General features: G+C 58.1%; 24 protein-coding genes, 1 other RNA gene and 1 pseudogene. 12 read left to right on the plus strand and 14 right to left on the minus strand.

Features of this window, described 5'->3' with window-relative positions; translation table 11 throughout:
- The first annotated feature begins 31 nt into the window (after nucleotides 1–31).
- The gene (gene recN / locus ACUTSC_RS20210; protein WP_038870807.1) at nucleotides 32–1,693 is read left to right on the plus strand and encodes a DNA repair protein RecN; all 1,662 of its coding nucleotides are present in this window, start codon (nucleotides 32–34) and stop codon (nucleotides 1,691–1,693) included.
- A 240-nt stretch (nucleotides 1,694–1,933) separates the two neighbouring features.
- Entirely contained in the window at nucleotides 1,934–2,272 is a 339-nt protein-coding gene (gene bamE, locus ACUTSC_RS20215; RefSeq protein ID WP_044030646.1) for an outer membrane protein assembly factor BamE, read from the plus strand.
- 118 nt (nucleotides 2,273–2,390) lie between these two features.
- Here the strand turns inward: bamE and ACUTSC_RS20220 are convergent, their stop codons facing one another.
- Together ACUTSC_RS20220 and ACUTSC_RS20225 are read right to left on the minus strand one after the other, a co-directional pair.
- Nucleotides 2,391–2,675 carry an RnfH family protein gene (locus ACUTSC_RS20220; RefSeq protein ID WP_004929098.1) on the minus strand — a complete coding sequence of 95 codons (285 nt, stop codon included), beginning with the start codon at nucleotides 2,673–2,675 and terminating at the stop codon, nucleotides 2,391–2,393.
- Nucleotides 2,668–3,102, minus strand: coding sequence for a type II toxin-antitoxin system RatA family toxin (locus tag ACUTSC_RS20225; protein ID WP_060423847.1), 435 nt, complete (start codon nucleotides 3,100–3,102; stop codon nucleotides 2,668–2,670). The genes ACUTSC_RS20220 and ACUTSC_RS20225 overlap by 8 nt, the downstream gene beginning before the upstream one ends.
- 161 nt (nucleotides 3,103–3,263) lie before the next feature.
- Here ACUTSC_RS20225 and smpB point away from each other — a divergent pair, with 161 nt between their 5' ends.
- The 3 genes from smpB (at nucleotide 3,264) to ACUTSC_RS20240 (ending at nucleotide 5,464) form a co-directional block, all read left to right on the plus strand.
- Nucleotides 3,264–3,746, plus strand: a complete 483-nt coding sequence (gene smpB / locus ACUTSC_RS20230) for an SsrA-binding protein SmpB (protein WP_033654311.1) — start codon at nucleotides 3,264–3,266, stop codon at nucleotides 3,744–3,746.
- A gap of 49 nt (nucleotides 3,747–3,795) precedes the next feature.
- Nucleotides 3,796–4,159: a transfer-messenger RNA gene (gene ssrA / locus ACUTSC_RS20235) on the plus strand.
- 588 nt (nucleotides 4,160–4,747) lie between these two features.
- Nucleotides 4,748–5,464 (plus strand): colicin Z family toxin, encoded by a 717-nt coding sequence (locus ACUTSC_RS20240; RefSeq protein ID WP_197768818.1) that lies wholly within the window; start codon nucleotides 4,748–4,750, stop codon nucleotides 5,462–5,464.
- Between the two features lie 55 nt (nucleotides 5,465–5,519).
- Here ACUTSC_RS20240 and ACUTSC_RS20245 read toward each other — a convergent pair whose 3' ends face one another.
- Complete coding sequence (locus ACUTSC_RS20245) at nucleotides 5,520–5,903, minus strand: hypothetical protein (RefSeq protein ID WP_197768819.1); 384 nt, start codon at nucleotides 5,901–5,903, stop codon at nucleotides 5,520–5,522.
- Between the two features lie 324 nt (nucleotides 5,904–6,227).
- Here ACUTSC_RS20245 and ACUTSC_RS20250 point away from each other — a divergent pair.
- Nucleotides 6,228–6,889, plus strand: a pseudogene (locus tag ACUTSC_RS20250) (DNA primase); the annotation flags it as partial.
- Nucleotides 6,890–6,951: 62 nt separating this feature from the next.
- Here ACUTSC_RS20250 and ACUTSC_RS20255 read toward each other — a convergent pair.
- The 3 genes from ACUTSC_RS20255 to ACUTSC_RS20265 all read right to left on the minus strand — a co-directional run bounded on the left by ACUTSC_RS20255 (nucleotide 6,952) and on the right by ACUTSC_RS20265 (nucleotide 9,666).
- Nucleotides 6,952–8,613, minus strand: coding sequence for a DUF2534 family protein (locus ACUTSC_RS20255; RefSeq protein WP_197768820.1), 1,662 nt, complete (start codon nucleotides 8,611–8,613; stop codon nucleotides 6,952–6,954).
- Nucleotides 8,614–8,684: 71 nt separating this feature from the next.
- On the minus strand, nucleotides 8,685–9,101 hold the full coding sequence (locus tag ACUTSC_RS20260) for a DUF2946 domain-containing protein (RefSeq protein WP_445653522.1): 417 nt from the start codon (nucleotides 9,099–9,101) through the stop codon (nucleotides 8,685–8,687).
- 112 nt (nucleotides 9,102–9,213) lie between these two features.
- Nucleotides 9,214–9,666 carry a GNAT family N-acetyltransferase gene (locus tag ACUTSC_RS20265; RefSeq protein WP_197768822.1) on the minus strand — a complete coding sequence of 151 codons (453 nt, stop codon included), beginning with the start codon at nucleotides 9,664–9,666 and terminating at the stop codon, nucleotides 9,214–9,216.
- 98 nt (nucleotides 9,667–9,764) lie between these two features.
- On the opposite strand from ACUTSC_RS20265, the gene ACUTSC_RS20270 reads away from it, so the two are divergent.
- The gene (locus ACUTSC_RS20270) at nucleotides 9,765–10,499 is read left to right on the plus strand and encodes a class I SAM-dependent methyltransferase (protein WP_197768823.1); all 735 of its coding nucleotides are present in this window, start codon (nucleotides 9,765–9,767) and stop codon (nucleotides 10,497–10,499) included.
- A 62-nt stretch (nucleotides 10,500–10,561) separates the two neighbouring features.
- On the opposite strand, the gene ACUTSC_RS20275 is transcribed toward ACUTSC_RS20270, so the two are convergent.
- Nucleotides 10,562–11,059 carry a GNAT family N-acetyltransferase gene (locus tag ACUTSC_RS20275; RefSeq protein WP_197768824.1) on the minus strand — a complete coding sequence of 166 codons (498 nt, stop codon included), beginning with the start codon at nucleotides 11,057–11,059 and terminating at the stop codon, nucleotides 10,562–10,564.
- Nucleotides 11,060–11,144: 85 nt separating this feature from the next.
- Between ACUTSC_RS20275 and ACUTSC_RS20280 the strand changes: the two genes are divergently transcribed.
- Nucleotides 11,145–12,071, plus strand: coding sequence for a LysR substrate-binding domain-containing protein (locus tag ACUTSC_RS20280; protein ID WP_197768825.1), 927 nt, complete (start codon nucleotides 11,145–11,147; stop codon nucleotides 12,069–12,071).
- Here the strand turns inward: ACUTSC_RS20280 and ACUTSC_RS20285 are convergent.
- Nucleotides 12,066–12,581: a DUF1543 domain-containing protein gene (locus ACUTSC_RS20285; RefSeq protein WP_033649790.1), complete on the minus strand. Its 516-nt coding sequence runs from the start codon at nucleotides 12,579–12,581 to the stop codon at nucleotides 12,066–12,068. The genes ACUTSC_RS20280 and ACUTSC_RS20285 overlap by 6 nt on opposite strands.
- A 120-nt stretch (nucleotides 12,582–12,701) precedes the next feature.
- On the opposite strand from ACUTSC_RS20285, the gene ACUTSC_RS20290 reads away from it, so the two are divergent.
- Nucleotides 12,702–12,884, plus strand: coding sequence for a YodC family protein (locus ACUTSC_RS20290; protein ID WP_025303973.1), 183 nt, complete (start codon nucleotides 12,702–12,704; stop codon nucleotides 12,882–12,884).
- Nucleotides 12,885–12,916: 32 nt separating this feature from the next.
- On the opposite strand, the gene ACUTSC_RS20295 is transcribed toward ACUTSC_RS20290, so the two are convergent.
- Nucleotides 12,917–13,195 (minus strand): GNAT family N-acetyltransferase, encoded by a 279-nt coding sequence (locus ACUTSC_RS20295; protein ID WP_194571821.1) that lies wholly within the window; start codon nucleotides 13,193–13,195, stop codon nucleotides 12,917–12,919.
- Between the two features lies 1 nt (nucleotide 13,196).
- Nucleotides 13,197–13,427 carry a (4Fe-4S)-binding protein gene (locus tag ACUTSC_RS20300; protein ID WP_089196194.1) on the minus strand — a complete coding sequence of 77 codons (231 nt, stop codon included), beginning with the start codon at nucleotides 13,425–13,427 and terminating at the stop codon, nucleotides 13,197–13,199.
- Nucleotides 13,428–13,619: 192 nt separating this feature from the next.
- Here ACUTSC_RS20300 and ACUTSC_RS20305 point away from each other — a divergent pair, with 192 nt between their 5' ends.
- Entirely contained in the window at nucleotides 13,620–14,033 is a 414-nt protein-coding gene (locus ACUTSC_RS20305; RefSeq protein WP_016929826.1) for a DoxX family protein, read from the plus strand.
- 50 nt (nucleotides 14,034–14,083) lie between these two features.
- Here the strand turns inward: ACUTSC_RS20305 and smrA are convergent, their stop codons facing one another.
- Nucleotides 14,084–14,656 carry a DNA endonuclease SmrA gene (smrA, locus tag ACUTSC_RS20310; protein WP_038872783.1) on the minus strand — a complete coding sequence of 191 codons (573 nt, stop codon included), beginning with the start codon at nucleotides 14,654–14,656 and terminating at the stop codon, nucleotides 14,084–14,086.
- Nucleotides 14,657–14,840: 184 nt separating this feature from the next.
- On the opposite strand from smrA, the gene ACUTSC_RS20315 reads away from it, so the two are divergent.
- Entirely contained in the window at nucleotides 14,841–15,176 is a 336-nt protein-coding gene (locus tag ACUTSC_RS20315) for an MbeD/MobD family mobilization/exclusion protein (protein ID WP_004928976.1), read from the plus strand.
- Nucleotides 15,177–15,243: 67 nt separating this feature from the next.
- Nucleotides 15,244–15,690: a DUF1198 family protein gene (locus ACUTSC_RS20320; RefSeq protein WP_445653523.1), complete on the plus strand. Its 447-nt coding sequence runs from the start codon at nucleotides 15,244–15,246 to the stop codon at nucleotides 15,688–15,690.
- Between the two features lie 26 nt (nucleotides 15,691–15,716).
- Here ACUTSC_RS20320 and ACUTSC_RS20325 read toward each other — a convergent pair whose 3' ends face one another.
- The 3 genes from ACUTSC_RS20325 to ACUTSC_RS20335 form a co-directional block, all read right to left on the minus strand.
- Nucleotides 15,717–16,055: a DUF2002 family protein gene (locus ACUTSC_RS20325; protein ID WP_038872785.1), complete on the minus strand. Its 339-nt coding sequence runs from the start codon at nucleotides 16,053–16,055 to the stop codon at nucleotides 15,717–15,719.
- 102 nt (nucleotides 16,056–16,157) lie between these two features.
- Complete coding sequence (locus ACUTSC_RS20330) at nucleotides 16,158–17,330, minus strand: MFS transporter (RefSeq protein ID WP_445653524.1); 1,173 nt, start codon at nucleotides 17,328–17,330, stop codon at nucleotides 16,158–16,160.
- Nucleotides 17,331–17,420: 90 nt separating this feature from the next.
- Nucleotides 17,421–18,326, minus strand: a complete 906-nt coding sequence (locus ACUTSC_RS20335; protein ID WP_197773824.1) for a LysR substrate-binding domain-containing protein — start codon at nucleotides 18,324–18,326, stop codon at nucleotides 17,421–17,423.
- Nucleotides 18,327–18,373 lie beyond the last annotated feature (47 nt).

Consider the following 18,373-nt stretch of genomic DNA (forward strand, 5'->3'; position numbering starts at 1 on the left):
CAGTTATGTGTTTATACACAGGAAGGTTCCCATGCTGGCGCAATTAACCATCAGCAACTTTGCTATCGTTCGTGAGTTGGAAATCGATTTTCAACCGGGTATGACGGCGATCACCGGTGAAACCGGCGCCGGCAAATCCATCGCCATCGATGCGCTGGGGCTATGCCTCGGCAACCGCGCCGACGGCAACGTGGTGCGCCTGGGAGCCGCCCGCGCCGACATCTGCGCCCGCTTCTCGCTGGCGGACACCCCGTCCGCGCGCGAATGGCTGGAACAGAACCAGCTGGACGACAGCAACGAATGCCTGCTGCGCCGCGTGATCAACGCCGACGGCCGTTCGCGCGGCTTTATCAACGGCACCGCCGTGCCGCTGTCGCAGCTGCGCGAGCTGGGGCAACGCCTGATCCAAATCCACGGTCAACACGCCCATCAGCTGCTGCTCAAGCCGGAGCACCAAAAAGCGCTGCTCGACGCCTACGCCGACGAACCCGCCCTGCTGGCGGCGATGAGCCAGGCCTACCAACGCTGGCACCAGAGCTGCCGCGAGCTGGCGCACCATCAGCAGCAGTCCATCGAGCGCGAAGCACGCAAGCAGCTGCTGCAATACCAATTGAAAGAGCTGAACGAATTCGCGCCGCAGGCCGGCGAGTTCGAACAGACCGACGCCGAGTACAAGCGCCTGGCCAACAGCGGCCAGCTGCTGACCCTCAGCCAGCAGACGCTGCAGCTGCTGGCCGACAGCGACGAGAACAACATGCTCAGCCAGCTCTACAGCGCCAAGCACCTGCTACTTGAACTGGCCGGGCTGGACGACAAACTCAGCGGCCTGCTGGACATGCTGGAAGAGGCCTCTATCCAGATCAGCGAAGCCAGCGACGAGCTGCGCCACTACGCCGATCGCATGGATCTCGATCCCAATCGCCTGCACGAGCTGGAACAGCGCCTGTCGCGCCAAATCAGCCTGGCGCGCAAACACCAGGTTGCACCGGAAGAGCTACCGCAGCTGCATCAGCAGTTGCTGGATGAACAACAGCTGCTTTCACAGCAGGAAAGCGACCATGAGCACCTGAACGAGGCGGTCACCCTGCATCACCAGCAGGCGCTGGCGCTGGCGGAGCAGCTGCATCAGAAACGCCTGCATTACGCCGCCGAGCTGACCACGCTCATCACTGACAGCATGCAGGCGCTCTCCATGCCGCACGGCAAGTTCAACATCGATGTGCGCTTCGAACCGCAGCATCTGAGCGCCGAAGGGGCCAGCCGCACCGAGTTCTGCGTCTCCACCAACCCGGGGCAGCCGCTGCAGCCGCTGGCGAAGGTGGCCTCCGGCGGTGAGCTGTCGCGCATCGCGCTGGCCATTCAGGTGATCACCGCCCGCAAGATGGAAACCCCGGCGCTGATCTTCGATGAGGTGGACGTGGGCATCAGCGGCCCGACCGCCGCCATCGTCGGCCGCCTGCTGCGCCAGCTCGGCGAATCCACCCAGGTGATGTGCGTGACTCACCTGCCGCAGGTAGCCGGATGCGGGCATCAGCACCTGTTCGTCAGCAAGCAGACCGACGGCACGGTCACCGAAACCCAGATGGCGCCGCTGGATAAGCGCGCCCGGCTGCAGGAGCTGGCGCGCCTACTCGGCGGCAGCGAAGTCACTCGCAATACGCTGGCGAACGCCAAAGAACTGCTGGCGGCATAAAAAAGCTCAACTTTTTCACTTTCCTGCGGTCTGACAGTGACGCTGTTGACCCGAAAGATATCTAAAGTGCGGCGCGGCGGTGATCTTAAGCTTCCTCAACGGCCTGAAACAGGCCAAGCGCTTGAGGTGCTGAAAGAAAGCCAACGCGTCGCAACTTGAAAGATGAAGGGTATAAAGGTTTCCAACTGCCGCAAGGTCTATTATCATCGGCATCCTATGCCCTAAAGGAATGTGATTACTATGCGCTGTAAAACGCTGACTGCCGCCGCTGTAGTTTTTGTGATGCTGACTGCAGGCTGTTCTACTTTTGAAAAGGTGGTTTATCGTCCTGACATCAACCAGGGGAACTACCTGACGTCGACCGACGTGGCGAAAATTCAGAAAGGGATGACCCAGCAACAGGTCGCTTACACATTGGGCACCCCAATGCTGCAAGACCCGTTCGGGACTCAGACGTGGTTCTATGTGTTCCGCCAGCAGCCTGGCCATGAAGACATCACCCAGCAGACGCTGACGCTGACCTTCGACAGCGCAGGCGTGTTGACCGATATCCAGAACAAACCGGCGCTGACCAAGTAATCGGCGCCGCCCGCTCTTCCGGCCCATGAGGGGGCATGATGTGCCTCATGACAGTCGCAGGCTGCAACGCGGAAGAGAAAATCAGTTTCAGATAAAAAAATAAGGCGCTATAAGCGCCTTATTTTTTTGCTTTTTCTGCCCGTTGCCGGCGCAGCTCTTTCGGATCGGCTATCAGCGGCCGGTAGATCTCCACCCGGTCGCCGTCGTTCAGCGTATCGCCCAGCTTGGCCGGGCGGCTGTAGATGCCGATTTTATTGCTCTTAAGATCGATATCCTGGCGCAGCTCCAGCAGGCCCGAAGCCTGGATCGCCTGCTCGACGCTGCTGCCCTCGGCCAGTTTCACCTTGCGCAGGTACTGACGCTCCGGCAAGGCGTACACCACCTCGACCTGGATGTCAGACACTGTAGACCTCTTTCGCCCGCTGGGTGAATGCCTGCACCATGCTGCCCGCCAGCTCTTTGAACACCTTGCCGAACGCCAGCTCAATCAGTTTATTGGTGAACTCGAAGTCCAGGTGCAGCTCCACCTTGCAGGCCTCTTCGCTCAGCGGCGTGAACTGCCAGCCGCCCATCAGCTTGCGGAACGGGCCATCGACCAGTTGCATATTGATGCTCTGGTTATCCAGCAGCGTATTGCGCGTGGTGAAGGTCTTGCTGATACCGGCCTTGGCGACGTCCACCGCGGCGGTCATTTCATTGTTGGTAGCATTAAGCACCCGGCTGCCGGTGCAGCCTGGCAGAAAATCGGGATAAGAATGAACATCGTTAACCAACTGATACATCTGCTCGGCGCTGAACGGCACTAACGCAGACCGACTGATCTGGGGCATATCATTTCCTGTGAGACATAAAACGTACAGATAATACCATTTATCTGGCGGCAAACAAAAAATCTGCTAAGGGATGGGGGCGCCAAAAATGCGAAAAATTGCGCAGGTGCTGAACGGGAAAGGATTTCTTTCGCTGAAGCATCCAGTATAATGAACGCACTATGACAAAGAAAAAAGCACACAAACCCGGTTCCGCCACCATTGCTCAAAACAAGCGCGCGCGTTTCGAATACTTCATTGAAGAAGAGTTCGAGGCGGGCCTGTCGCTGCAAGGGTGGGAAGTTAAATCGCTGCGTGCAGGCAAAGCCAACCTCAGCGACAGCTACGTGACGTTCCGTGACGGTGAAGCCTATCTGTTTGGCGCCACCATCACCCCGCTCAACGTGGCTTCGTCGCATGTGGTGTGCGATCCGACGCGTACCCGTAAACTGCTGCTGAAACGACGCGAGCTGGACACCCTGCTCGGCCGCGTCAACCGCGATGGCTACACCGTGGTGGCCTTGTCCCTGTATTGGAAAAATGCCTGGAGCAAGATCAAGATCGGCGTAGCCAAAGGCAAGAAAGAGCACGACAAACGCGATGACATCAAAGATCGCGAATGGCAGACGGCGAAAGCCCGTATCATGAAGCACGCCAATCGTTAAGCCGCTGGCTTATCGAAGTAAACTTCTGGTATACTGCACAAAGTTACTTGGGGCTGATTCTGGATTCGACGGGATTTGCGAAGCCCTAGGAGCATGCCGAGGGGCGGTTGGCCTCGTAAAAAGCCGCAAAAAAATAGTCGCAAACGACGAAAACTACGCTTTAGCAGCTTAATACCCTGCTTAGAGCCCTCTCTCCCTAGCCTCCGCTCTTAGGACGGGGATCAAGAGAGGTCAAACCCAAAAGAGATCGCGTGGATGTCCTGCCTGGGGCTGAAGCGTTAAACTCAATCAGGCTAGTCTGTCAGTAGCGTGTCCATCCGCAGCTGGCCGGCGAATGTAAAGATTGGACTAAGCATGTAGTGCCGACGGTGTAGTAATTTCGGACGGGGGTTCAAATCCCCCCAGCTCCACCAAATACGTCGCCAGTGAACCAGATAGACCCGGCGATAATAGCGAAAAAGCCCACAACTTCGGTTGCGGGCTTTTTTGTTTTTGCAAAAATCAATAATACCAAGCTAAATTGACCTGCCCCATTGATTAATACACCATGATGTTAGTCATGTCTTCATGAGCCACATGAGGACATCCCCATGAAGAAGCGTTTTTCCGACGAACAAATCATCAGTATTCTCCGCGAGGCCGAGCAGCACTGTCTTCATCCCATCGTACTCCTATGTTTTGTCATCATTTCTGATTACTTAGTGAACACGCCCCTTGAACTGTAACATCGATTTTTGTGTTCATGGTGAAGTTGGCGGTTATTTGGAGGCCTAACACCCTCGTTGGCGGCCCGCTAACACCACGCGACTGACGATTCTGATCTGTTGACGCTCTCTTGCAACTCAGCTGCCGCCTCCATGCGCTGACATGCATACAGTGGCGATGTTGTGGGAGCAATGGCACAACACGGGTCAATCGCTGTAACGGTATCGACAGAGTAAAGTACTGGTTGTACATACAGATTTCTGCACAAGCTATTTAATCGCAAAAAGGAAAGCGCTATGAGTGGAACCCCACATAACAACAAGGTAACCTATGATGGCTTCAACTGTAACGGAGGTAAGCCGCCCGAAGCCAATACCAGTTGGAGTCATGTAACCAATGCATGGGAATGGAACGACCTCAAATTAAACCCCAGCTCGATATCTGACTGGTTTCCTGAAGAAGTGAAAGAAGCACTGGAAAATAATATCTGCATCATTTGTGGGGAAAAGAATTGTCCCTATATCAAAAATAGCAGAGACTACCAAAATCTCATTAATTCCCTGAAAAGTGGGAACGTGGAAGAAGCTAAAAAAGTCTATAGAACAAAGTTTGCACCACTTCGGAGAATAAACAAAGCTGAAGTGATGAAAGGACTGCAAAAAGCCCGCGACGCAAGAAATAACGGCGTTTGTACCGTGCCTTACATCGGTCCAATTCAACACAAACGCGTCATTGCTGCGCCTGGTGTGTGGAGTGAGTGGATTGAGTTATTAAACTCCTTTGCTAACGAAAATTCCCCTAACGTCTATACCGTCAATTTTAATCCTTCATCGAATATGGAGTCATCTTTTGATGTGGAGATAAAATACCCGGAACATAGTAGAATGAAAACCATTAACACAATGGGACCAGGATCATACACAATAAAAGCCACAGGAATCGGAAATACTTACATCAGGGTAAAGTCACATTCAAACCCTGTAACTGTCACCTTTGAATTTCCAGAGAAATAGCAGGTTAGTTGAACGAAGCCACCATATCTTGGTGGCTCAAGCACTTGAGATATATTTACAACTCATTATATGACGACAAAACATCATTAAGGATTTTTTTATCTGGCATCATTTGTCTATATCCATTTTCAGTATTTAGGCTACTAGCCACATGGGATTTCATAACTAAATTTGAATTATAGTAGATGAATAAATCCCTGCCAACACTTTTAGAAATTAGCATATTGAGTTTATTTGCACACGCCGTGTCATTTTTCAATCTTATGGCTAAGGCATAATTATTTTCCGCACTCTTTTCAATCGGTGATATTTCCACAATACATTTTTTATCCAAAATAAATTGAAGATCTTCGCTTACATATACAAGTTTATTTTTTTTACTATCCGCACACCCTACTGATGTGATGCAAAGAGCAGTAATTAATATAAATTTAAGCATATTTTCAATCCACGCTTTAATGATACTATTTATTTAGATCATCATCGATAGCACTCAACCCATGTTTAGTCCAACTTTTGAGCACATTGGTTGCAGTTTCCGTTCTTTTCTCACTGGAAACGGTAGTATTTTAAGTTGACAGTACAGCTCTTGTTTGCATCCTACTTGTCCTTTTCAAAGTTATATGGCTTTAGGATGGTAGCATTACAGGTGCAGCACTCCAATGCAAATAATAATCAATATCACTAAAGGGTTTTCAAGTTTTATTCATTGGATTTGAATTACGCATTCCTGTGAAATCACACCTTATTGCCTCATCGAGTCGCTAAATTCAACTTCATGAGCGCCAGCGAGCTAGCCGAACACTACGTAACACCCTGCAGTAACGCCAGTAGGGGAAGATCTATTTCACTACATACGTGACCATTGTGGTAAGTACTACCACACAGGCAACTGAGCCGGGAGATTACCGCGCAGTTCCAGAAGGTGCCCGAACTGTTCTCCACTGCTGGTATCAACAGCATTTGGGACATCCTCAAGCTGATGATGCCACAGATGGACGATCCGCCCCGCCGGTTGATAGGCGTTCGTAACGGGGTATTCGATACCCTCAACGGGCAGTTCGGCGCCCACCAGCAAGAACACTGGCTGCGCACCGTCAACAGCGCGAAATACACCCCGCCACGCACCGGGGAAAACCTGGCTGGCCATGGGCCGCATTTCTGGCAGTGGCTGACGCAGGCTGCCGGGGCAATCACGACAAGCAGGAGCGTATTCTCACGGCGTTGTTTATAATGCTGGCGAACTGTTATGACTGGCAACTGTTCCTTGAAGTCACCGGCCCCGATGGCAGCAGCAAAAGCGTGATGGCCAGCCTGCTGGCGGGGAAAGACAACACCACCTTGGCCACTATCGATACGCTGGAATCGTCACAGGAGAGGGATTCAGTGGTCGAGTTCTCGCTGATTATCCTGCCTGACCAAGATGATACGCGCTTAAGCCCCATTCCCAAATATCCGGCATGCCCGCAGGCATGCCGGACGCTACCTCACCGCCCCTCTTTCTCCCCCAGGAAGAAATACCACAGCGGAATGGAAAGCAGCAGGGTGAACACCAGCGTATACAGCAGCACCATCAGGCTCTGCATGATCACCATCTGGGCACTCCAGGTGCCGATCGGCAGTTGGAATTGCTCGACGGTGCCGCCGAGGATCGCTCGGCCCATCACGCAGCCGACCGCCACCGCCACGGTCGCCACCGCCGCGCGAAACTTGCGCACCTCGGCGCGGCGGGCGGCCGCTTCCGGCGTTTCGTCCCGAAGGCCTTGCCGTTGGCCGCGCCAGCGCCACACGTCCACCAGCAGCAACGCCGCGAGGCTCACGCCCATCACCGGCAGGCAATAACCCAGTACGGCTGCAACCAGCAGCGTGACGGCACGCGCCGGCAGGGAAAGCGCCAGCCAGGCGGCAATCAGCGTATGCACCGGATGCTGCGCCCCCGCCGCCGGGCGGCGACTCCACCACATGCGGTAACCCAACGCGACCATCAAGCACAGCCCAAGGCCGAACGCCGCCAGCAGCAGCTGATTCGGCAAGCCGAACAGAATGCCCATGTGGGCGTCGATGCCCCAGCGGGTCAGCTTGGCGATGAGTGGGAAGGTGTCGAACCGCACCTGATCGACGACGGCGAAGCTTTGCGGTGCGATGGCAACCGCGTCCACCTGCGTCGGCCAGCTGCGATCCACTTCGGTCACCGTCCAGGCTTTGCCCTCGCCTTTCGGCTGGCGCAGCTCGACCTTGGCGGCATCTATTCCGGCGGCGCGTGCAGCGTGCAACGCCCGATCCCAGTCGCCGTTCAGCGCATTGCTCTGCGCGGCAGGGCCCATCTTCATGCCCGGCATCATCCCGCGGTGCTCGGCGTGCGGATCGGCCGGCGTCTGCGGCGCATCGGCCTGCAAGCTGGTGTTGACCTGCGGCGTCAGCCAGCCCAGGTTGGCCCGCAGCGCGTCGATGTTGCCGCCGGCCCACTGCGACCAGGTCAGCCCGGTAGCCGAGAAGAACAGCAGCCCGGCCAGCAACGCCACGCCCAGCGTGATATGCCAATGGCGGCTGGCGGCGAAGCCCCCTTTCGCCCTTTTCAGCTTGCGCTTCGGCCGCGTCGCCAGCCACAGCGCCACGCCGCCCAGCGCGGCCACCCACAGCCAGGAGGCCGCCAGCTCGCTGTAGTTGCGCCCCAGATCGCCGAGCAGCAGGCTGCTGTGCAACTTATCCAGCCAGGTGCGCAGCGGCAGCACGCCGGAGGTGCCGTACACCGTCATATCGCCCTTGATCGCCAGGGTATAAGGATCGACAAACAGCGCGCGCGACTCGGAAGCGCCCAGATCGGCGCCCGCGAACTGTACGCGCGTGGTGTCCATTGCGCCGGGTGCCGGGCGCACGGCGTAAATGCGCGCCTCGTCACCCACCGCGCGGCGGGCGGCGGCTATCTGGTCAGCCAGCGATCTCGCCTGCCCGTGCGGTTCGGTGAAAAGCGCATCGCGATACAGCGCCTCTTCAAGCTGCGGCGTCAACACATACAGCGTGCCGGTCAATGCAGCGACCAGAATAAAAGGAGCGACCAGCAGGCCGATATAAAAATGCAGCCGTCTGATCAGGTTCAGCATCGCGCCACGCGGCGATGCGGCAGGTGGAGTTTTGGTTATTGAAGACATGGCCTTTCTCGTTTTTCAAACTGTGCGCGCAGGCAAACCGTCCGCAGCGATACGGACGGCGTTACCCATGATCAAGCAATAGGGAAAAACGGTTGGCCGGGCGGCCCGCGCGGGCTCGGCCGCAGAGTCAGGCGCCGAATGGGCGGAGAAACGATGTGCGGCGCGCAAGGCAGGCGCGCGATGCGCGTCATCAGCCACAGCAGCGGGACGAATGCCCACAGCAGCAGCGGCACGTGGATCAGCAGCTCGCAATAGCCGCAGAAAATCATCTCCGCAGGATCCATGCCGTGGTGGCCGGCATGCTCGGCGGCGGGCATCGCCATCGCGTGCATGTCGTGCGGCATAGCGGCGTCCGGTTGCGCCATGCCGCCCATCATCGGGTGGTGCATCAGCGATTTCGACACCACCGGCGCCACAAACAGCAACAGCACCGCCATAATGGCGATGCAGGCGGTAAAGCGTTGCTGTAGCTGGCGTGGCACTCTCATCGCGGCGGCGAATTAACCCGGTCGGTGGCGAACAAGCGGCCAGTGTAACCCGCGATGCGCGATGAGGTGAAAGAAAAGTCAGATTTGTCTTAATCTTCCCCGGCGGCGGCGATCACAGCACTCGCGAATAGACCCGCGAGGATTCGCCCCACGGGTGATACCCGAGCCCGTTATAAACGAAGCCGCTGCGCTCGTAGTAGCCTTCCAGATCGGTGCACAGGTGCAGCTGCGGGAAGCCCAGCCGGCGGGTTTCCGCCGCCACATGCTCAATCAGTTTGGCGCCGTAGCCCCGGCCGCGCTGCGTTTCCTCTACGTAGAGCGCACACAGCCAGGGATACAACTCCCCTCGGCTGATAAAGTCGTTGGTGATGAGCCCCGCGCAGCCGAGGATCTGGTCATTTTCCATCAGCAGGTACCACTGCGGCAGCGGGTTGGCGGCGCCGAGGCTGCGGTTGATGGCGTCTTCATACATTATCAGCGTCTCTGCCGTGGCCCAGTGCCGCTGAAAATACGCAATGGCGCGCAGCGCCAGTTCGGGCGCTTGCCGCACCGAAATCATGTCCATCGTCATTCCCGTAATTCATGTTGTCAGCGTAGAATTATGCAGCAATATGCACGGTATGGCAGCGGCATTCCACCGCCGTCATTCACTAAGGAGTCATCATGACGCAAAACATCTATGACAATCAGGCCTTTTTCGACGGCTATGCGCAGCTCAGCCGCTCGCAGCACGGCCTGGACGGCGCGCCGGAATGGCCCGCCATCCGCCGTATCCTGCCGGATTTGCAGGGTAAAAGCGTGGTCGATCTCGGCTGCGGCTACGGCTGGTTTTGCCGCAGCGCGCGCGAACAGGGCGCCGCCGACGTGCTGGGGCTGGACGTCTCGGAAAAAATGCTGGCCAAGGCGCGGGAGATGACCGTCGACGCGGGCATCGAGTACCGTCGGCAGGATTTGGCGCAGCTGCAGCTGCCGCCGGAAAGTTACGATCTGGTCTACAGCTCGCTGACGCTGCACTACCTCGAGGATTTGCCCGCCCTGTTCGCCACGGTTTACGCCGCGCTGAAACCCGGCGGGCAGTTCATCTTCACCGCCGAGCACCCGATCTACACCGCCCCGGCGCAACAGGGCTGGCTGACCGGCGGCAACGGTCAGAAATCCTGGCCGGTGAACGGCTACCAGCGAGAAGGCCAGCGCGTTTCCAACTGGCTGGCGGAAGGCGTCATCAAGCAGCACCGCACGCTCGGCGGCTATATCAACCCGCTGGCGCAGCAAGGCTTTATCATCCAGCATTTGAACGAATGGGGCCCCAGCGCGCAGCAAATTGCCGCTAATCCGGCGCTGGACGAAGAGCAGGAGCGCCCGATGATCTTCATTCTCGCCGCCCGCAAACCCGCCTGATTGATCCGCAGTAAACCGTTCACACCACCACAGTTGGGGAGTCCGCCTCCCCCCAACGGCTATTATGCCGGCAGCGCCGCCCCATGCGCCGCGAAGTGCGTCAACGCCTCGCCCTCCATACGATAGCGCACCCACTCGCTCTGCGGCTGCGCGCCGATGCTGAGGTAGAAATCGATGGCCGGTTGGTTCCAGTCCAGCACGCTCCACTCCAGGCGGCCGCACTGCCGTTCGCACGCCAGTTGGGCGATGTGCCGCAGCAGCTTTTTACCGGCGCCCGCGCCGCGATGCTTCGGCGCCACGTACAGGTCTTCCAGATAGATGCCGTTTTTACCCAGCCAGGTGGAGTAACTCATAAAGAACACCGCATAACCCGCCGGCTCGCCGTTTACCGTACAAATCAGCGCTTCGGAACAGGCGCCCGGCCCAAACAGGCTGCGTTCGATATCTTCCACGCTGGCCAGCACCTGCTCGCGCGCCTTTTCGTACACTGCCAGCTCGATAATCATATCCAGAATCAGTTGGGCGTCGCTTTTTTGCGCCGGGTAAATCTCGATGGTCATGGCAAATCCTGAGTGTGTTGATGACTGTGCTTGCCAGCATATCGCGCCTCAAATACTGTATGAACTGCATTTTCATCAACAGGTAATGAATATCATGCATCTGGATTTGAAGCGTCTCGATCTCAACCTGCTGCTGGTGTTCGAAGCGGTCTATCGGCTGCGGTCGGTGACGCGCGCCGCGGCGGAGCTGGCCCTCAGCGCGTCGGCGCTGAGCCACGCGCTGATCCGGCTGCGCAAGGCGCTGGCGGACGAGCTGTTCTACCGGGTCGGTAACGACATGCACCCGACGGTGTATGCCGACAGCCTGGCCCCGACCGTCAGCGAAAGTCTGGCGCTGCTGGCCAAAGGGCTGCATCCGCGCCCGCGCTTCGTCCCCGCCGAAAGCCGGGAGAGCTTCACCTTCGCCATTACCGATTACACCGCCTTCGCGGTGTTTCCCGCGCTGATGGCGCAGATGCAGCGCCTGGCGCCGGGGCTGTCGTTCCAGCTGCGCTATTCCGAGCGCAAGGTGGCATTGAACGATCTGCTGGCGGGGCGCATCGATTTCGCGCTGGGCTTTACCGAAACCGACGGCGAAAGCTACCCGGAGATCGACGAGGTAAGCTGGATGGAGGATGAGTATGTGGCGATCTGTTCACCCGCCTTCAGCGCAAAATACGGCGAACTGACGCTGGAAAACTATCTGCGTGCGCGCCATCTGGTGGTGACGCCGTGGAACGAACAGCGCGGCGTCATTGACTACCAGCTCGATAAGCTGGGGCTGCAGCGCGATATCGCCATCCGCACGCCTTCGCTGTTGGGAGCGCCGTTCATCGTCGCCGACAGCGAACTGGTGATGAGCATGCCGCGCTACGCCGCGCAAAAATTGCGGCAGGCGGCGGCGCTGGATATCCACCCCCTGCCGTTTCCGGTGCCGCCGTATCAGATCAAAATCTACCTGCACCGCAAGAACGGCCGGCCAGAGGCCTGCCGCTGGTTGCGGCAACAGCTGCAGGCGTTGGCGGCGTTATAGCGCGGGTTCGCCGATCGGCAGATACCCCTGCCACAGCGGCCGGGCCGGTTTGCCGTGCGGGTTGGCCCGCAGATGCACGTGGTAGCCCTGCAGCGCCTGCAGCAGCAGGCAGTCGTCCACCTCGGCCAGGTCATCCTTGTGCTGCTGTGCGCTGTCCGTCAGCAGCACCCGTTTGGCTTTGTCCTTCGCCTCGTCGGCGGAACGCGCCACAAACAGGCCGAACTGGTGCAATTCCGCCAGCTCATCGCTGCGGTAGCCGCCCACGTTGACGAAAAACAGCTTCTCTTCACCGGCGAACGGCGCAGGCTCCAGGCTCACGTCGTAACCGTCCGCCCAGTCGATGCGCGCATAGCCGTCGACATGCACCTTGCGCTTATCGCCGAACCACTTTTCACGCAGCAGCGGATACGCCTCTTCCGGCCGATCCGCCGCCGCGAACTGCACGTCGTGCAACTCAATATTGGCGCCCGGCGCCGTACCGCCCACATAAAACATCAATAATCCCGGCATGTTAGTCTGCTCTCCTTAGTGATAATCGCTGTATAAATTAATACATAACGAAACTCCTGCCAACGGCGGCGGCATTCTGTGTTATCAATAGATGAGGTTTAATCTGTTGTGGAGGAACGCATGGCATTCAATATCGGTGATTTTGTTCAACGCACCACCGGCGGCCCAAAGATGACCGTGGTAGCGATCGACGGCGAAACCCTGGTTTGCAGCTGGAATGAACTGGGCAAAGAGCAGCGCACGGAAGTGCAGGCCAGCGACGTGGCGCTGTACCACGAAGACGGCGATTTCGGCGTCTGCTGAATGACCGGGGCGCGCCGCGCCCCGTTATCGCCTCAGGCGCGAATGTCCTGATAGGCTGGGGTGGTATCGAACTCATGCTTGGCGAACGGGCATAGCGGAATGATTTTACGCTGCTCCGCACGCATTTTCTCCACCACCAACGCCACCAACTTTTTGCCGATGCCCTGCCCCTTCAATGACTCATCCACCCAGGTGTGATCGATAATGGTCAGTTTGTCGCCGCTCGGCACGAAAGAGATCTCGGCGATCAGCTTGCCTTGCTCATCATTGATATAAAAACGCTTGTCGTCTGCCAGTATTTTATGTTCCATATTATTTCTCCCTATATTTAAGTGCGCCGCTGGGGCAGGTGTCGATAACGCGTTTCACCTCGGCTGGCTCGGCATTGTCCGGCATAATCCACGGGCGGCGGTTCAGGGTGAATATAGCCGCGTTGCCACGCACGCAGTTGGCGGAATGGCGGCATAGCGCGCTGTTAAAATAAACGTCAATCTTGTCGCCGGAATAACGGCGGTAACCGGCGGCAGTCAATTCCTCGTCCATCTTGGCCTCACATTGTCTGTTTTATTGTTTTTGCTCCAGGCTCAAGTATAGGCAATGCCACCGGCTTCACCACGCGTCTCACCCAACGAAAAAAGTGGCGCAACCGCCCGTCGCCGCTAGAAAAAAACGTAAATTGTTCTAATCTTTATTCAGTAAGACAACATCATTCCGACAGTGGCTAAGGAGTTCGAAATGGGTGATAGCTCAAAAGACGGCGTAATTCTACTGTCCCGCATATTACTGATGGTTCTGTTTATCATTTTCGGCTGGATGAAACTGGTCAACTTCGGTGCGACCGTCACGGCGATGGAAGGCTACGGCACGCCGATGCCTTATTTAGCGGCGATCGTTGCCGTGGTAGTGGAGTTTATTTTCGGCATCGCGCTTATTCTCGGTCTGTTTACTCGCCCTATCGCGGTCATCTTCGCTCTGTATGTGTTGGGCACCGCGTTTATCGGCCATCCGTTCTGGAAAATGACCGGCATGGAAATGATGGGCAATGAAATCAACTTCTTTAAAAACATCAGCATCATTGGCGGCTTACTGTTGCTGGCGGTAACCGGCGCCGGCCGTTATTCGCTGGACTATAAAATATTTAATAAATAATTCATCGATGGCCGGCGATATTCGCCGGCCATTTAATTTCGGCTATCCCTTCAACGGCTGCGCTTGGCGTGGCGCTCAAAGTTTTCCGCCTTGGCCTGCGCCGATTTACGCAGCGTGACATAGCAGGCGCCCTCGCCGCCGTCGCGCGGTAAGGCGCGGCAAAACGCCTGTACCTGTTCAAACTGCGCCAGCCATTTGGCGACGTAACTGCGCACGATATTCGGATGGCTTTCGTTCTGCCGCCCGCGGCCGTGCACGATCAGCAGCGAACGCAGGTTTTGCGCCTCCGCCTGCACGATGAAGCGAAACAGCGCCTGCCGGCTGGCTTCGACCGACTGACGCAGCAGGTTCAGCGACGCCTGCGGCGGATAACGCCCGTTGCGCAGCTTGTCCAACACGCCCTGTTGAATGCCTTCCCCTTTGAACTCCAGCGGCTGTTCGCAGGGGATCACCTCGAGAAAATCGGTGCTGAGGAAGTTTTCCTGCATCAGCCGCTGCGCTTCGCGCCGCGCGCTTTTGTCCACCGCCTCCTGCGGCTTGAGGTACAGCGTCTGCCGCCCGCTCGCCAGCGGCACCACGTCCGCCATCGCCTGTTCAAAAAAGTCTTTTTCCTGCTCGCTCATCTTCCACCTCTCTTGAACGGCAGCCTTTACGGCCGGGAATGGGGTCGATTGTAAGACGCCTTGCCGCGGTTGCAAGCCGGGAATTGTCAGCGGCATTTGTCTCATTTGTCGTCAACGGGTGAGCTTGCGAACAGTTTTCGCTATACTGCTAAGCCATCATTGAGTGCCGCAAAGGATCGAGCCCATGACAATGCGCGAGCTGGAAATCCAGTTTCAAAATGCGATGAATGAGTTGCAGAGCAGCTTCGAACGGCAACACCGCGAATGGCAGCAGAGCTACCAGGCGCTGCAGCAACTGCTGGAAGAGGCCAAACAGCGCGAAGCCGCGCTGCGGGCGCAGAATGAACAACTGGCGCGCAAACTGAGCACCGCCAGTTCGGTACCGGAACAGCATGCGCTGGTGAAGCAGATCAAAATGCTCGGCGCCCATCTGGACGCGCTGGCCAAAGACGCGGCCACCTTCAATCACCACCTGCGCCAACAGAGCGCGGTCGGTAATTTCAGCGGCGAACAGCATTGATAGCGGGCGCTGTCGCACAGCGCCTCCCGCCCCTCTTCTGGCGTATTGAGAGTGTAATAAAGCCTAAATGACCTGGATCATCCTCGCCGCCCTGATCGTCGTATTCATTATCGGTTACTGCATCCTGACGTCCGACACCCGCAAAGCCATCGATTCGCTGGCCCATCTGCTGAGGGTCAAACCGATGCTGATCGAATCGATGATCCAGGAAATGGGCGGCCGCCAAAGCCAGACCTTTATCCGTATGCTGAACAACGGCTACACCGAAGAGATGCACCAGGCGGCTTATCTGCTGTTCATCTACCTGACGTTCATCAAACAGGCGGACGACGAACAGATTGCCCTGTGGCGCGACATGCTGCTGCGCGCCGGGCTGTCGCCGGAGCTGCACGCCGAGCACACCGAAGCGGCGCTGTTTTACTTCGCCGAGCTGGATATTGATGCGTTTGAACTGGCGCAGTTCCGTCGCGCCTACAACGAGCGTTTCAACCGCGAAGCGTTGGCCCACGGCTGATCGCGTCCCCCTAGGCGGGGGACCGATTACAGGAACATGCTGAAGAGGTAGCGCGACAGCGCTTCGCGCGAGCTGAAGCCGTGTGCGATGCCGTAACGCAGGTTCGGGGCGTCGCCGCTTAAATCCAGGGGAAATTCCAGATACTGCTCGCTGGTGCGCACCGGGGAGGTTGGCGTGGCGAAATGCACGCTTCTCTCTTTCAGCGCCGGGTGGATCACCAACGCGGTTCTGCCCATCCGCGCTTCGCGGTTCACATACACGTAGTGCGCACCCTTGCGGTAGCCATAGGCCTGATCGGTGACATAATCACGCTCAAAGCCGGTATTCTCCAACACTTTAGCCACTTCATCCGGCCGTAAATACATCGATTCCTCCTCTCATTCTGGACCGCTGAGCGACCTTACCGTAATCATTCACCGAAACAATGATTTTCTGGGGAGGAATCCGGGTTTCGGACTATTCCTGAATCAGCTCCGGCTGCGCTGCAGCAGGCGCAGAGTGAGCAACACGCCGAGCGCCACCAGCAGCGCCGCCGCCAGATAGATCGACGGCACGCCCGCTTGCCCAATCAGCAGCCCGGCCAGCGGGCCGGTGATGCCCAGCGCCAGGTCGAGGAACGCCGAATAGGTGCCGAGCGCCGTGCCCTGATTCTGCGGCGGCACCTGTTTCACCGCCTCGACGCCCAGCGCCGGGAACACCAGCGAGAAACCGGCGCCGGCCAGCAACGCACCGGTTTGCACCATCCAGGGTTCGCCGGCCTGCCAGATCAACAGCAGCCCGACGATCTCGACCAGAAACGACGCCAGCGTCACCTTCAGGCCGCCGTGGCGGTTAATGACGTTGCTGAAGATCAGGCGGATACCGACGAAGGCGCAGCTGAACAGCGTCAGCGAAAACGCCGCACCGCTCCAACCTTTGTCGGCATAGTAAAGCGTGATGAACGTGGCGATCACGCCGAAGCCGACGGTGCCCATCGCCAGCCCGAGACCATAGGCCCAGATGCGGCCAAACACCGCGCGAAAGGCGATGCGCTGCCCGGCGGCGATCGAGACGTCCGGCTTGCCGCTCGCCAACAGCAGCGCCACCGCGACCGCCAGCACGATCAGCGCCGCCACCCCGGCCAATCCCCACTGCTGATTCATGTACACGCCGAGCGGCGCCCCGGCCGCCATCGCCCCATAGGTGGCAACGCCGTTCCAGGAAATCACCCGCGCGGTGTGCATCGCTCCGACCCGGCCGATGCCCCACAGCGTGGAACCGGTGCTGGCGAAGCTTTCGCCGACGCCGAGAAACACCCGCCCCACACACAGCAACAGCAGGCTGAGCCACGGGTAACCGTCAACGCCGAACGCCAGCGCGTAAAACAGGCCGCTGGCGCCGCAGCACGCCAGGCCGAACAGCACCACCTTCTTCGGCCCCAGCTGATCGGCATAGCGCCCGGCGTGCGGGCGGCTGAACAGCGTGGCGAAGTACTGCGCGCTGATGATAAGGCCCGCCAGCACCGAGTTGTAGCCCAGGTGGTCATGCACAAATCCCGGCAGCACCGCCAGCGGCAGGCCGATGGTCAGGTAGCAGACGAAGGTGAACATCACCACGGACAGAATGCGTCGGTTCAGCTGGAGATTATTTTCTGCGGTCATCGAAGGTGGCTCGCATCGGACGGGGTAGACAGAGATTGCCAGCATACCCCGATGGGATCTGATGATAAATGAGAGAGTGATAACGAATTATTATTTCGCTAACGATTTTGCCGCCACCCGCGCGCGCAGAAAATCGATAAAGGCTCGCACCTTTTCCGGCACATGGCGGGTGTTCGGGTAGAGCGCATAGATGCTCTGCTCGGGGAAACGGTGATCCGGTAGCAACCGCTGCAGCCGGCCGGCGTCGATTTCGGGCTGCGCCAGCCACGCCGGCAGCAGCGCCACCCCGGCACCATGCAGGGCGAACGCCAGCAATGCCGCGGCGCTGTCACCGGTGAGCGTGGCAGCGTCCGCGACCTTGAACAGCACCGCTTCGCGCTGCGGCGTGGCCACCTGCCAGTTGAGCGGTGAACTGAGCCGGCTGTGGGCGATCCACTGCGCCTGCGCCAGATCCGTCAGCGAATGAATCGGTCGGTCGGCCAGATAACCCGGCGACGCCACCGGAAAAATGGCGAAGCTGTCGATCAGCGCCGCGCGATGGCTGGAATCCGCCAACTGGCCCAAGCGGATCGCCACGTCAAAGCGCTCCGAGATCAGATCGGCATGATAAGAAGAAGACACATGCTGGATGCGCAGCCGCGGGTGCTGTCGCGAAAATGCCGCCAGCGCCGGCACCACCACCTGCGCGCCGTACTCCGGCGTACTGGTGATGCGCAGCACGCCGCTCAACCCGTGATGATCGCGGCGCACGTCGTCCAGCACGTTTTCCGCCTCCTGCAGCAGCTGCAGGCTGCGCTGGTAAAAGCGTTCGCCGGCGTCGGTCAGCGACAGCCGCCGGGTACTGCGCGCCAGCAGTGACACCCCCAGCTCGTTCTCCAGCTGTTTGACGTTAAAACTCACCACCGCCTTGGTTTGCCCCAGCGCCGCCGCCGCCGCGGTAAAGCTGCCCGCTTCCACCACCGCAGCAAAGATCGCCAGGCGCTGCAAATTCAGCATTTCGCCGCCCTTATTGTCAAAATCATTTTGACAGTGTAATCGCCCGC

It is taken from the genome of Serratia sp. TSA_105.2 (assembly GCF_052692115.1).

Coding starts and splice junctions, on each gene's coding strand:
- recN (WP_038870807.1), top strand. CDS start 32: ATGCTGGCGCAATTAACCATCAGCAACTTTGCTATCGTTCGTGAGTTG.
- bamE (WP_044030646.1), top strand. CDS start 1,934: ATGCGCTGTAAAACGCTGACTGCCGCCGCTGTAGTTTTTGTGATGCTG.
- ACUTSC_RS20225 (WP_060423847.1), bottom strand. CDS start 3,102: ATGCCCCAGATCAGTCGGTCTGCGTTAGTGCCGTTCAGCGCCGAGCAG.
- smpB (WP_033654311.1), top strand. CDS start 3,264: ATGACAAAGAAAAAAGCACACAAACCCGGTTCCGCCACCATTGCTCAA.
- ACUTSC_RS20240 (WP_197768818.1), top strand. CDS start 4,748: ATGAGTGGAACCCCACATAACAACAAGGTAACCTATGATGGCTTCAAC.
- ACUTSC_RS20245 (WP_197768819.1), bottom strand. CDS start 5,903: ATGCTTAAATTTATATTAATTACTGCTCTTTGCATCACATCAGTAGGG.
- ACUTSC_RS20255 (WP_197768820.1), bottom strand. CDS start 8,613: ATGTCTTCAATAACCAAAACTCCACCTGCCGCATCGCCGCGTGGCGCG.
- ACUTSC_RS20260 (WP_445653522.1), bottom strand. CDS start 9,101: ATGAGAGTGCCACGCCAGCTACAGCAACGCTTTACCGCCTGCATCGCC.
- ACUTSC_RS20265 (WP_197768822.1), bottom strand. CDS start 9,666: ATGGACATGATTTCGGTGCGGCAAGCGCCCGAACTGGCGCTGCGCGCC.
- ACUTSC_RS20270 (WP_197768823.1), top strand. CDS start 9,765: ATGACGCAAAACATCTATGACAATCAGGCCTTTTTCGACGGCTATGCG.
- ACUTSC_RS20275 (WP_197768824.1), bottom strand. CDS start 11,059: ATGACCATCGAGATTTACCCGGCGCAAAAAAGCGACGCCCAACTGATT.
- ACUTSC_RS20280 (WP_197768825.1), top strand. CDS start 11,145: ATGAATATCATGCATCTGGATTTGAAGCGTCTCGATCTCAACCTGCTG.
- ACUTSC_RS20285 (WP_033649790.1), bottom strand. CDS start 12,581: ATGCCGGGATTATTGATGTTTTATGTGGGCGGTACGGCGCCGGGCGCC.
- ACUTSC_RS20290 (WP_025303973.1), top strand. CDS start 12,702: ATGGCATTCAATATCGGTGATTTTGTTCAACGCACCACCGGCGGCCCA.
- ACUTSC_RS20295 (WP_194571821.1), bottom strand. CDS start 13,195: ATGGAACATAAAATACTGGCAGACGACAAGCGTTTTTATATCAATGAT.
- ACUTSC_RS20300 (WP_089196194.1), bottom strand. CDS start 13,427: ATGGACGAGGAATTGACTGCCGCCGGTTACCGCCGTTATTCCGGCGAC.
- ACUTSC_RS20305 (WP_016929826.1), top strand. CDS start 13,620: ATGGGTGATAGCTCAAAAGACGGCGTAATTCTACTGTCCCGCATATTA.
- smrA (WP_038872783.1), bottom strand. CDS start 14,656: ATGAGCGAGCAGGAAAAAGACTTTTTTGAACAGGCGATGGCGGACGTG.
- ACUTSC_RS20315 (WP_004928976.1), top strand. CDS start 14,841: ATGACAATGCGCGAGCTGGAAATCCAGTTTCAAAATGCGATGAATGAG.
- ACUTSC_RS20320 (WP_445653523.1), top strand. CDS start 15,244: ATGACCTGGATCATCCTCGCCGCCCTGATCGTCGTATTCATTATCGGT.
- ACUTSC_RS20325 (WP_038872785.1), bottom strand. CDS start 16,055: ATGTATTTACGGCCGGATGAAGTGGCTAAAGTGTTGGAGAATACCGGC.
- ACUTSC_RS20330 (WP_445653524.1), bottom strand. CDS start 17,330: ATGACCGCAGAAAATAATCTCCAGCTGAACCGACGCATTCTGTCCGTG.
- ACUTSC_RS20335 (WP_197773824.1), bottom strand. CDS start 18,326: ATGCTGAATTTGCAGCGCCTGGCGATCTTTGCTGCGGTGGTGGAAGCG.